The organism is Borrelia puertoricensis (assembly GCF_023035875.1).
Lineage (GTDB): Bacteria > Spirochaetota > Spirochaetia > Borreliales > Borreliaceae > Borrelia > Borrelia puertoricensis.
Map to the genome: position 1 here is coordinate 21,833 of NZ_CP075391.1, position 13,587 is coordinate 35,419.

Sequence of the window (13,587 nt, forward strand, 5' to 3'; positions counted from 1 at the left end):
TCTCTTACTCATGTGTAAATCAAATAATATTGCATCCCAATAGAGATTATCATAAATATTATCATTTTATCCGACTTATTATCTCGACATTTCCTTGATATTCAAATCAAATCTATATATAATACTCAATACTAGTTAATAACGATTATTAACTAAAACTTTTTATAAATATAGTTGATAAGTTTGTTTAATATTAACAATAAGGAGAATGTTTTGAAACATAAATTTTTTATTATTTTTTTATCAATATTGATTTTATTCTTTGCTTGTAACCAAAATAAAACTTGTGATGAAACACTGCTGAAACCGCCGACAGGACAAAACACAGAAGAAGAAACAATAAACACAGAAAACAAAGAAGAGGCTCAAAAACAACAAATAGTTGACGACATAAAAAATTTACTACAAACAGTAACGCCAATACTAAGAGTACATAATGATAATGCTTGGGACGAGGATGCACAAGGATATAACCTCTCTGGTCAAGGTCAAATATTTTCTGTAATTAACCATAATACTACTCTTGACAAAGGTATAATGTTTTTTAGAGTATATAACAACAATGATGATGGTAGTAAAATAGCCAGAAGAGAAGTATACCTAGCATTTGAGTATAATAAAGACTACATTAACGCTTTTGCTACACTTGCTAACAAATTAGTAGAACGTACTACAAAATATGATGTAAGTAAGGCCGTAGAGGATATTATGAAAGATATCAGAGAGTATGCTAAAGCTTACTACTTACAAGCATTCGATATGATAAACAAAAAAAAAGATGAACTTAAAAAGTTATCTCTTGATAATCTAAACACACTGCATGACAAAATTAATGAAATTCAAGAAGCAAAAACAAATATTGTAAATATAGTACATAAAATTAAAGAAGATTACGATACAAAGATAAAAGTTGGTAGCGCTACACTTCAAACTATTTCTACTGCTACCGATACTGAAATAATAGATTACCTAAACAGCAAACGAGTTGAATTTGCAAATGACATTAACACAATCAAACAAGAAGCTAATGAAATTACGAATATTTTAACTTCACCTTAATTCACATTAGTTCACATTAGTTAATGTGATATAAAACACATAAATATCATTACAAAATTTACTGTAATATAAGAGAAGAACGTTTGTTCTTCTCTTACTTATGTGTACTCTTACTCATGTGTAAATCAAATAATATTGCATCCCAATAGAGATTATCATAAATATTATCATTTTGAGCCATTTATTATTTCGTCATTTACTTGATATTTAAATCAAATCCACATATAATACTCAATACTAGTTAATAACGAGTATTAACTAAAATTTTTATAAATTTGTTTAATCTTATTAAAAATAAGGAGAATATTTTGAAACATAAATTTTTTATTATTTTTTTATCAATATTGATTTTATTCTTTGCTTGTAACCAAAATAAAACTGGCAGGACAAACCCGCCGAAACCGATGACAGAAGAAGAGGCTCAAAAACAACAAATAGTTGACGACATAAAAAATTTACTACAAACAGTAACGCCAATACTAAGAGTACATAATGATAATAATTGGGAAGAGGATCCACAAGGATATAACCTCTTTGGTTCTGATAGATTTCAACTATTTGATGTAATTGACCATACTCCCAAAAAATACGAACCATATAACGCAAATAATGATGTGAGTAAAGCAGCCAGAAGAGAAGTATACCTAGCATTTGAGTATAATAAAGACTACCTTAACGCTTTTGCTACAATTGCTAACAAATTAGAACAATACGCTAGAGGCGATTATCCTACAAATGAGCACGTAAGGAAGCGCGTGTTAAGTATAAGAGAGTATGCCAAAGCTTACTACTTACAAGCATTCGATACTATAAACAACAAAAAAGATGAACTTGAAAAGTTATCTCTCGAGAATCTAAACACACTGCACAATAAAATTAATGCAATTAAAGAAGCAAAAACAAATATTGTAAATATAGCACATAAAATTAAAGAAGATTACGATGCAAAGATACAAGTTGGTAGCGGTACACTTCAAAGTGAAGTTAAAACTCAAGAGCACTCTTCTGAAATATACGCATACATAGCAAGCAAAATCAAAGAAGGTGAATTTGAAAAAAACCTTAACACAATCAAACAAGAAGCTAATGAAATTATAAATATTTTAACTTTACCTTAATTCACATTAGTTAATGTGATATAAAACACATAAATATCATTACAAAATTTACTGTAATATAAGAGAAGAACATTTGTTCTTCTCTTACTTATGTGTACTCTTACTCATGTGTAAATCAAATAATATTGCATCCCAATATCCCAATAGAGATTATTATAAAGACTGTCATTTTGTCCGACTTATTATCTCGTCATTTCCTTGATATTCAAATCAAATCCACATATAATACAAGTTATTAACTGTTATTCGCTTATACTTAATTATAAATCACGTTAATAACTTAGTTTAATTTTATTAAAAATAAGGAGAATGTTTTGAAATATGTAATTTCTGTTGTTATTTTCACCATTACTTTAATAACCCTTAACTGTAAAATGGATCCTAGTAAGACTGCAAAATTAGAAAAAGTACTACAAGAAGCAGAAGATGCAAAACAAATAGCATTAGAAATGCAAACAACAAGAGCAGATGTAGAATTAGACGCAAAAATAAAAGCAATAGAAGCAGAAGCAGAAATGGAAGCACAAAGAATCACAGAATCTGAAGCAACACTAGTAGAATCAATAAAGGAAATAAAACAAAAAATCGCAATATCATCAAAAACAGAAAGCGAAATTGCAAAACAAGAATTGCAACAAGCACAAAACGAAAAACTAGAAGCAAAAAAACAAATAATAAGAATAACAAATGAAATGAATCAATATTCAAAACAGTTAATAATTGCTAAATTAAAACTTAAAATTGAAAATATCGAAACAATATTAAACATACACACAGACCCCAATTGGCCTGAACCTATTGATCAATTTGGCATATCACATTCATTACAAACATGGAAAGACCTGAAAAGATTTAGCTCAATGGACATAAAAAAACATGATCCACAAAAAACATACTTCTTAAATAACGAAAGATCTGCCAATGAGAGAAGAAACTTTTACTTAGCTTTTAAATACAATAAAACCAAAATCCAAAAATACGGCGAAATTTTTCATAGATTAATATTGGCTCAACTATATTATGAAACCACAGAGATTACCAATTTAATAATTAATTATGCTATGATTTACTTTCAAACCGCGTTAATGACACTGCATAACAAACAAGATAAGCTTAATTTTTTAAGTCTAGAGGATCTAATCAATCTTAAAGAAAAATTCGATGAAATTGAACAAAAAAGTAAGATTTTTGAAAATCACCTTACAACACTATACGATGACTACCACAATAATCAGCATAATATTAAAGACGGTCATTATACAAAAATAATAAATTACATGAATAATCAAAACTACAGACAAAAACTTCAAGAACCAATGGACATCATAACAAACATAAGTTCACAGATCACACATATACTTAAAATAATATAAAAGCTTTTATCTAATATCAATTTCCATTAACTTAAACCATCTACTTCAATATCCATATAGCACCTACATTCAAATTTATTAAATTCAATATCAAAACAACCATCAGGATAGCTATATTTCTTAAGATAAATATCTTAAGAAACCTTAATCCAGCAATCTTGATATTAAAATCCAATAAATGTATAATCACCTTTAAACAAACATTATAAATAAAATAATAGCCGTTAATTAATTTATTTTTAAAAAAGAGGAGAATATTTTGAAGCACAAATTGCCTGTTATGCTTATTTTAATTACTATTATTACATGCAAAGCAGTAGATCTTGGCAAGGCTGAAAAATTAGAAAGAGCACTAAAAGAACAAGAAATAAAAATAATAAAAGAAACAAAAAAATCAAAAACAAAAGTAATAATAGCAGAAGCTAAATTAAAAACAGCAAAAGAAGCAACTGAAGAAGCATTAAAAACAATAATATTATCAGCAACAGAAATAAAAGAAGCACAAGAAACATCAGAAAAGTCAAACAAGGAAAAAGAAGACGCAAAAAATGAAAAAGCGCAAATAGAGAGAGAAAAACTAGAAATAAAAAACAATACAAAACAATTAGAAGTACAATTGAAAGAAAAATGGAATCAACAGCAAACACAATTTGAATTTGATAAAGCCAAGCTTGAACTAAAACGCAAAACTAAAGATATCGAAAAACTACTAATTATATACGATAATGATTATGGAATTGAACCGTCTGATCAATTTGGAATGCATGATAAGAATTCCAACAATAAGGCATTTGATATACTCTATCAAGGCCTAAATCCATATCATCATGCCGACAATAAGAAGTCTAGAGAAAAAATTTACTTGGTTTTTGAGTACAAAGATATTTATATTCAATCTCTTGGAGAAATTCTTAACAAAATTGCAAAGGATTCTTACCTGCCACCTGATCAGGCAAAACAAAAAACTCTTAAGCAAGAGCAGGCTAACACCTTACTAAACGAGATCATAGAAAATATTCATGAATATTTTACTCACTACTTTGAAGGTGCATTCAAAATACTTAGTGATCAACAAAATAGAATTGATATGTTAAATCTTAGTGATTTAAAAACACTTTTAAACAAACTTGATGAACTTCAAAAAATAAAAGATACCTGCAAAATGTACGCAGAAACAATTTACAATGATTTTAAGAATGACAAAGATCAAATTAGAACTGAGGGTTTTAAAGAATTAGAAGAATATATAACTAATCATGAATACAGAAAAATTTTTAAAGATACAATTGAACAAATAAAAACATTAAACACTCAAATTAGCAATATCATATACAAATAACCATATCAAATAGATATTTTGATAGCTATTCTTAACAAACTTGATATAAAAACCCAATAAATATATATTGTTATTTAATAAACATTAACAAATAATAGGTTAATTGGCCTATTTTAAAAATAAGGGAGATATTTTGAAGCACAAATTAGCTATAACGTTTACTATAATCACTTTAATTATCACTACCACCTGCAAATCGAATTTTGGAGAGAACTCAGAATTAGAAAAAGCACTAAAGAAAGCAAAATATGCAAAGCAAGAAGCCTTAAAAATCTTAAAAACGCAAACAACAAGCACAGATAATGAACTTAACAGACAAAAAAAACTTATAATAGCCATATTAAAAAACAAAACTACAAGGGCCAAATATACATTAAAGATACACAAAAATGATATTTGGAGAGAGAATAACGATCCATACGGAATGAATGAGCAAGGCCAAGCATTTCATGTAGCTAAGAATAGCGATAATGATGAAATTTATTCAAGTGATCGCAATAAAACTGCTAGAAAACTAATTTATTTAGCCTTTGAGCACCGCCTACCAGCCATTACAAATTTTGGAAAAATCCTAAATAAATTAGCAGAGAGTGCTGATACTAACACTAATCATGCACCAAATGAATATGACATCAAAACAGAATACAATATTTTCATAGAAAACATCCTATCAGAAGCAAAAAAATATGCACATAATTACTTTGAATTTGCATTAATACCACTGTATGAAAAACAAGATAAACTGAGTTCGCTAAGTTTAGAGACCCTAAACAACCTTAAAGACAAATTTGATGAACTTCAAAAGATAAGAGATACTTGCAAAATGTACGCAGAAACAATTTACAATGATTTTAAGAATGACAAAGATCAAATTAAAAGTAATGCTGCCAAACTAAAGAATTATATAAGTCAAAACTATAAACAAAAATTCCTAAACTCCTTTGCAAAAACAGAAACATTAGCTAATGAGATTAAAGAAATTTTAGATACAATATAAACACTATACGCTCAAAAAAAACTTTAATAACTCTACTAAGAGTAAAGAAACACATTTCTGCTCCTTTTTTGCACACATATTTTATACGCATAATCCCTAAACACATAAAACAATAATATCATTACTATTACTATTACTATTACTATTACTATTCATCACTACATCTGCATAAATTATCTCAAACTTAAATCAATATAAAACAACGTTGATTTAACAATTAATAAAATATATAATTTTGATCAATAATTATCGACATTTTTAATGATGCTTCTTAAAAAAAAGGAAAATATTGTGAAATATATTTTTGAAATCCTTACTATAACATTTATTTCACCAATCTTAATGCTCTTTGCCTGTGGTTCAAACCCCAAGCCAACCAACCAATTAAACACTTCTCCAAAAAAAGACATATTCACAATGAGCCCAAAAACAAAAAACAATTTCAACATAAAAACAAATTTAACAAACCAAATAAAGAATAAAGTCGACACTGCCCTAATTTTAATAGAGAAACACTCATCAGATATTATCAAGGAACCTGTAAAACAACTTGGAATACAATGTACAATCTTTGATGAAATTCACTACCATAAGACAATGCATTCATTAGACAAAATATATCCCATCAACAAAGAAAAAATAAAGTTATTTCACGCATCTCTAAACTATAATACAATAAGATTAAAATGGCTGGGAGAAATTCTTATTCAAATGCAAGCTAACAATACTAAAAAAGGTAATGAACTTTATAAGTCGATCTTAGACACAGGAAGAGAATATTCGCAAAAATCATTTGAAGCGCTCATAAATCAAATCAATATAGAAAGAGACAAGCTAATTCTTTTAAATGTTGATCAACTAAAAGACATTATAAACAATCTTGACACAATTAAAAATTTAAGAACAAGTTGGATATCATTTATCGATGATATTATTAATGATTATAGAACCGACACAAACATTAAAAATAACAGCATAAAATTAATAGAACATATAACCACTAAATACAAAAAAATAGAAGATAAAATTAATGGCATCAAAGATATAGCTCACAAAACTAAAAAAATTTTAAAAAAAATAAAGCACCAATATTATATTAATAAACAAATTCATCAAAATAAGATAAGATAAGATAAGATAAGATATTTTGCAAAAATATTCTTATCATTTAATAAATTTACAAACTATTATTTAAAATTAAACAACTTCAAGTAACTCAAAATACAGGTTCTGAAATTCAAACAATACTAGACACAATAGAATAATATCATCATTACATTTAAATATAATTATCAATAATTATTAAAATCACAAGAAGAGAAGACCATCGAGAAGATGGTTTTCTCTTCTTTTTTTAGTTAACAAACTAACAACCAATATTTTATTTCAGATAAACACAACAAGAAAATTAACATTTTAATATTTTTCTATAATTATATTGGTTTTTAAATTATATGATATATAATATCATATAAGAATCATTATTAATTAATGATAATTTTAATATAATATTAAGGAAGAAGAATTTATATGAGAAACAATATTTTAAATAACACTTTTATTACATTTGTTTTAATAGCATTTATACTAGTCGGATGTAACTCAGATAGAACACTTGCAAAAACACAATATCACACAAACTCTCAAGCAAATACAAATCAAAGCGATGACAAACCATCTGAACTTAAAATAAATAAAGAACATGCTCAAGACAATCTAAAAGAAATTAAAGATGTAAAGTCAAAAGAAGATAACAAAAAAGCAGCATTAATAGCTGAAATAATACAAAAAGTTCAAACCAGTATAGCTTTAATAAATGGATATAAAAATAATATTGAAGATGATGATCAATATGGAATGAAATGGGGAATATTTAGATTTTTAAAAGACAGTGAAAATGGCAAAACAATAAATTCTGCTGAAAATAAACATATAAGAAAGCAATTTTATTTATCCTTAGAATGGAAAAAAGATACACTTACAAAGTTTGCAACAATCATAAAAGATAACACTGATAATTTAGCAAAAATAATATTAGTAACAGGAATAAATTATTCTCAAGAATATTTTGAATGGATAATTAATATAATACACAATAAAAAAGATAATCTTCAAACTTTGACACTGCAAGAATTAAAAGACATCAAAAACAAACTTGCGCAAATTGAAAACTTAAGAAAAAAATGGATAGATACTATTAATAATATTATTACTGAATATGAAGCTAATAATGACATGCAAAATAACAATCAAAAATTCATACAACACGTAAATTCTAAGTATAGCTCAATATTTAAAACTGAAATTCCTAACATTCAAGTATTATCTCACGATATTGAAAAGATTCTAAAATAAGACTTCAAAAATAACTCAAGCTTTAGGGAGGAATTTTTTCCTCTCTTTCCTATTTTAGATAAACTACCAGATTAAGAAATAAAAATCATTAAACTTATTACAAGTTAAATATCTTCTCTCAAATCTAATTGATAAACTGATTTATTTTTAAGTCTATAAGAAACAATTATCATAAGCAACATCTAAAACAACATACTAAATACTAAAATTCTTCATAAAAATTGCTATTTTTTTAAGCTTTTTTACTATACAAATAATAATTAATCTTATATAATACATATTACATTATAATACTTATTACACATTTCATTAAATATTATTTAAAGGTGGCAAAATTTTTGTTTCGTCCATTCATAACAAACAATATTTAAATATCAGCTTGAATTTTCAAGCTGATAGGTGGCTTAGCCTTCTTAGCCAAATCTCTATTACATCTTTTCGGTACTTAGTATTGATAAAATTACTTACCAAAAATATAATAACAAAAACACATTCTTTTTTAGATACTGTTTAAAACCGCTCTTTAAAAAAGGAGGCCTGATACAGGCCTAACTGAAATAAACCCTTTAATTTTCATATTTATATCATATAATAACCCATGCTACTCACATTCTAGAAAGTTTAAATCCTTTTTAACCACCTCTAAATTCACCCAATTTATCAAGACCTAATTAAAAGTTTAATATCTATTATCAGTCTAAATAACTGTCTAATTGCCGACCTTATCTGACCATTGTCATCAATCATTTCCTTCAATGTATTTAACATTTTCTCTTTGTTACCTTCTTTGTCAACTCTATATGAATGTGCAAGATACAATTCTCTCTCAATCATAGAAATCAAGCCTTCCCTTATAGCTATAATCTCCCTTAATTTAAGGTCAATAGTTGAAATTTTATCTGCAGAATTACAATTCTTAATTAAATTTAATCTTTCTTCATTAAAATTCAGATTTAAGTTATAAGAAGCATGCTCTGAAACATTATACAATAGGTATAATACATCTACCATAACATTCGTTTCACTACCATCGTATTTAAGATCACTACGCTCAATTGACAAATCTAAACTTTTAAATATACTTCGTAAAACCAGAACACTTCTAACATCATTTCCCAATGCTAGATAAATCTTATTTTTTATATCCGACTGATTAAAATACTCTACCTTCTTAGAAACTTTTTGGTCACCAAATAAAGAGGTTGATGGATCAAATCCTGCTTTTATAAACACACGTTCATCTACTCTAGAATCAAGAGTCTCCCTATGTTTATCTAGTCTTAGAGTTAACATTTCATAAGCAATATCTATGGCTGATCTTCTCTGTTCATCTCCTTCTTGTTCATCTGCTACCTGAGCACCTACTCCTTGTTCACCTGCTACCTGAGCACCTACTCCTTGTTCACCTGCTACCTGAGCACCTACTCCTTGTTCACCTGCTACCTGAGCACCTACTCCTTGTTCATCTGCTACCTGAGCACCTACTCCTTGTTCATCTGCTACCTGAGCACCTACTCCTTGTTCATCTGCTACCTGAGCACCTACTCCTTGTTCATCTGCTACCTGAGCACCTACTCCTTGTTCACCTGCTACCTGAGCACCTACTCCTTGTTCACCTGCCACCTGGGCACCTGCTCCTTGTTCACCTGCTACCTGAGCACCTGCAACTTGTTCACCTGCTACCTGAGCACCTGCAACTTGTTCACCTGCCACCTGGGCACCTGCAACTTGTTCACCTGCCACCTGGGCACCTGTAACTTGTTCACCTGCCACCTGGGCACCTGCTCCTTTGTTTCGCTTATTAATACCACTCTCAACACTGTCTACTCTCAGTGCCCTTGAAATATCTCTAGTTACATGTTTCTTCCTTTGGGTCAATGAGCCTCCTTGGCCACATCCCACCATTATACTTATAATACTAATTAAAAAAATTAATAAATTAATTTTTTTCACTACACTTCTCCTTATAATATTAAAATAATTTATAAATCAATCTTTGATTAATATAATTTATAAATCAATCTTCAATTAAATCAACTTATAAATTAATTTATTATTAAAATAATTGATAAAATCATTTATTTTAACTTAAAATCATACCATTTTGAAGATATACACAAATTGGTAAAACGTTTAAAATTAATAAACACACATTTGGTGATTCATAAATTAACATTTTTAACTTCATTGCTACTTTTTTTATTTACAAATTACTACTTTTCAAATAAGAAAGTATAACTTAAAGAGAATCTTATGCTAGGTTAAAATCCAAAGTGTCGTGGTAGAGTGTTCTTTTAAGTTGTTATAAGATGCTTAAGTTATAAGTTTAATTAATGAAATGCAATGTAATTTAAAGGTGTGTACATATGGTATGAAACTGTGTTATATATATTAGGTAATCTTGAATTATTGACTTGAATGATTAATAAAAGATTAAAAAAGGAGAATTATCATATGAAAAAAGTCGAAGTTAACATTTATATAATTGCAGTTGCAACTCTTTCTTGCAAACAGGGGGTGTCTCGTGATGTAATTAGTCAAGATGGAATAAGAGTAGTGTCATCAAAAACATATATTCCCACACATTCTGAAGTTCCTGAAGAGAATACCAAAACTTCTAGATCAAAGCCAAAAATTTTGATTCCTGTAATTCATGAGATTGGAAAATCTCCTATGTCAGATGCAAATCGAGATAAGGCTTACGTTGAATTTAAGCAAATCATAGATGAATATAAAAAACAATTGGAAATTGAACTCAACAAAGTTACAGTGAATAAATCAGTTGATGACCTTATAAAATCATTATCAGAATATAATACTCAACCTAAGTGGAACTATATTTACACTAGTCTGGAGCATGATGAGAGTGTTATTGAGAATTTAAGAGTAATACTTGACAAATTATCTAATATTCCCGTTGAAGAAGAGCCCGTTGAAGAAAAGCCCGTTGAAGAAAATAAGAGTTTTTTTGCAAAAACATTTGGCTTTGTCTCTTCTACAATTAATTTTTTAGTTCCTGATAATACAGTTCCCATATCATCAGTTGATAAAAACTTGGAGTATGAACTCATTGCTGATGATTTATTGAGTATTTTATTTAATCTTACAGATTTTATTCATAAAATCTTGCATAAGTGGTCAGATGAGAAAAACTTAGTTAAAATTCAGTCTTCAAAAGAATTTGCTGAAAAATCTGCTAAATTAAAGACAATAATGCAAACACAAAACACTGCTGTTTCTAAGATCAAAACTCAAATAGTACTAGCTGCAGAAAATATAGATAATGAAGAGAAGTTGATAGAGGAACTTGAAAAGATTACTGAATATGGAGAAGCTCATTCTGCATTTAAACATATTAAAAGCTCTGCTACAAGAGATTGGGGAGTTACGTGTGATTAAGGGATTAATCCCTTAATCATATATAGAAACGTATTTTCTTAATGACATAAGTATTGTTAATTACAGTTGATATTTTTACTATAAAATTTACTATAAACCTAAATTTTTTCGCTTGCATTAATGTTTTAAATATATTTATAATGCCCGATGCATTTTGACTGACACATTTAAAACACATACTGTTAATTTTTTTATAAAGGCTATTAACTTACAGATCTCTCGATTTTTTTTGTCTTTATACTTGAGAACTCACCTTGATAGTAGACGCATCATCCTTCAATAAACCGCCTACTGATGAACACATCTTAACATTGATAATAGTCCAAAAAAATATAAAAACACATAGCATACATACTTATTATCATAAAATTGCCCCTTACATTCTTTGGTTTTTTATTTTTTAAGTGAAAGTAAATTTTGAACTTAAAAAGTTGAGCCACCACCTGATTCAGATTACTTATTTAAGAAATTTAAACCGGTATTTTTTAGTAACTTTTATCTTTAAACTATATAAGATTAATTACATATATTATATAAAAATAATTATTAATAATCACAACTAACATCATTTTAATGGTGATTTTTAATTGAAATTTAACTTTTGGACTTTATAATCATTTAAACTAAAGGTTTTAAATTTTAATTATGCAGTCCTACTGTTCTTCCAGTATCTTGAAGATGAATTTATAATGTCAAATCTCTTATTAATTAAATTGCTAAAGCCCAATAAGCTCTCATCGTTATCTAAGTCATTTTTCTTGGTAGAATAAATTTTATGATAAATAGATCCGCTTTTACGAGAAACAATCTTCTCAAGTTCACTTCGAATTGCTTCATTATTACCCAATTTTTCTACTGCTGATGCTAACATTTGTTTAACATCTCCTATCACCTCAATTCTTCTTGCAATCAATCCATCTAAACAATTTTTAAGGTATTTAATGGTTCGTAAATCACTCTTTTGCCACAATATATATAAATTAAAGTCACTTAAATCACCCTCATTTTCATCCACAACCGTTAAGACAAACTGAGTAATATCTCTTAAAGAGTCCAATAAATAATCAGCGCTCATTATATCTTGATTGCTGGCATTCGATCCTGTTAATGCATTTACTATTGTTTGTAAATTACGAATAGCATTAACATCATATCCTAGCGCAGCATAAATATTGTCCTTATCTTTACTAAAATCATTCGCAAATTGACCATGTACAAATGTAATTCGTGAATTAAAATAATCAGAATTATTAACCCCTTGCTCAAAGGTATCATAATTATCTTTAAATGATTTATTAAAAGCTACTAAAGTTCTCTTCAAAATTCCAACAGCCTCCCTTAATGTCTTTGGGATTGATACTGATTGGTCAACTGCAAAATCCAAGTGTAATCGATTACATACTTTTTTTAAAAACATACATTTATGTTCATCCTTACATTCATCTTTACGTTCATCTTTATCTGCTTTTAAGCCTTTATTTACTACTAAAGTTGACTTTAGAGAACTAGCTCTTGTAGCTGGGCTATCATTAAATGTACACTGGATCATCATTAATCCTAAGATACTTAGCATACATACATACATAGATGTTATTGTCATTAATATTCTCCTTATCATTATTTTTATGTCGTACTTTTATCTACACTTCTACACATATACATAACCAAAATATAAATCCATTAATCGAATATAACAATAAAAAATAGATGTATTTATTAATAAATACATCTATAATTAAAAATTTTATTTATTACCGAATATTTTATTTTATATTTTAAATCCATGTTGCAATTGGAAATATAAGAATAATTAAAGTGATATCATAATACGTGAATACAATAAAAAGCCAGTCTACGTCTTTAAAGTAAACTTTAAAATACGTAAACTGAATCAGGTGGTGGCTCAACCTGTAATATTTATTATACTTAAACAATATATAATTTGCA

At 27.7% G+C, this 13,587-nt stretch carries 10 protein-coding genes; 8 read left to right on the forward strand and 2 right to left on the reverse strand.

Going from position 1 to position 13,587, the window contains the following annotated elements; all coding sequences use genetic code 11:
- Positions 1-213: 213 nt before the first annotated feature.
- From bpuSUM_RS07430 to bpuSUM_RS07460, 7 genes are all read left to right on the forward strand, one after another.
- Positions 214-1,059, forward strand: coding sequence for a virulence associated lipoprotein (locus bpuSUM_RS07430; RefSeq protein ID WP_247067430.1), 846 nt, complete (start codon positions 214-216; stop codon positions 1,057-1,059).
- A 404-nt stretch (positions 1,060-1,463) separates the two neighbouring features.
- The gene (locus bpuSUM_RS07435; RefSeq protein WP_247067432.1) at positions 1,464-2,177 is read left to right on the forward strand and encodes a virulence associated lipoprotein; all 714 of its coding nucleotides are present in this window, start codon (positions 1,464-1,466) and stop codon (positions 2,175-2,177) included.
- 314 nt (positions 2,178-2,491) lie between these two features.
- Positions 2,492-3,550: a virulence associated lipoprotein gene (locus bpuSUM_RS07440; protein WP_247067434.1), complete on the forward strand. Its 1,059-nt coding sequence runs from the start codon at positions 2,492-2,494 to the stop codon at positions 3,548-3,550.
- Positions 3,551-3,809: 259 nt separating this feature from the next.
- Positions 3,810-4,889: a virulence associated lipoprotein gene (locus bpuSUM_RS07445; protein WP_247067442.1), complete on the forward strand. Its 1,080-nt coding sequence runs from the start codon at positions 3,810-3,812 to the stop codon at positions 4,887-4,889.
- Between the two features lie 133 nt (positions 4,890-5,022).
- Positions 5,023-5,886, forward strand: coding sequence for a virulence associated lipoprotein (locus bpuSUM_RS07450; protein ID WP_247067444.1), 864 nt, complete (start codon positions 5,023-5,025; stop codon positions 5,884-5,886).
- A gap of 417 nt (positions 5,887-6,303) precedes the next feature.
- Positions 6,304-7,017 carry a complement regulator-acquiring protein gene (locus bpuSUM_RS07455; RefSeq protein ID WP_247067446.1) on the forward strand — a complete coding sequence of 238 codons (714 nt, stop codon included), beginning with the start codon at positions 6,304-6,306 and terminating at the stop codon, positions 7,015-7,017.
- A gap of 399 nt (positions 7,018-7,416) precedes the next feature.
- Positions 7,417-8,241: a complement regulator-acquiring protein gene (locus tag bpuSUM_RS07460; RefSeq protein WP_247067448.1), complete on the forward strand. Its 825-nt coding sequence runs from the start codon at positions 7,417-7,419 to the stop codon at positions 8,239-8,241.
- A gap of 660 nt (positions 8,242-8,901) precedes the next feature.
- Here bpuSUM_RS07460 and bpuSUM_RS07465 read toward each other — a convergent pair.
- Positions 8,902-10,194, reverse strand: a complete 1,293-nt coding sequence (locus bpuSUM_RS07465) for a hypothetical protein (RefSeq protein ID WP_247067450.1) — start codon at positions 10,192-10,194, stop codon at positions 8,902-8,904.
- 501 nt (positions 10,195-10,695) lie between these two features.
- Between bpuSUM_RS07465 and bpuSUM_RS07470 the strand changes: the two genes are divergently transcribed.
- The gene (locus bpuSUM_RS07470) at positions 10,696-11,640 is read left to right on the forward strand and encodes a hypothetical protein (RefSeq protein ID WP_247067452.1); all 945 of its coding nucleotides are present in this window, start codon (positions 10,696-10,698) and stop codon (positions 11,638-11,640) included.
- A gap of 643 nt (positions 11,641-12,283) precedes the next feature.
- Here bpuSUM_RS07470 and bpuSUM_RS07475 read toward each other — a convergent pair.
- Complete coding sequence (locus bpuSUM_RS07475) at positions 12,284-13,189, reverse strand: hypothetical protein (RefSeq protein WP_247067455.1); 906 nt, start codon at positions 13,187-13,189, stop codon at positions 12,284-12,286.
- Between the last annotated feature and the right edge of the window lie 398 nt (positions 13,190-13,587).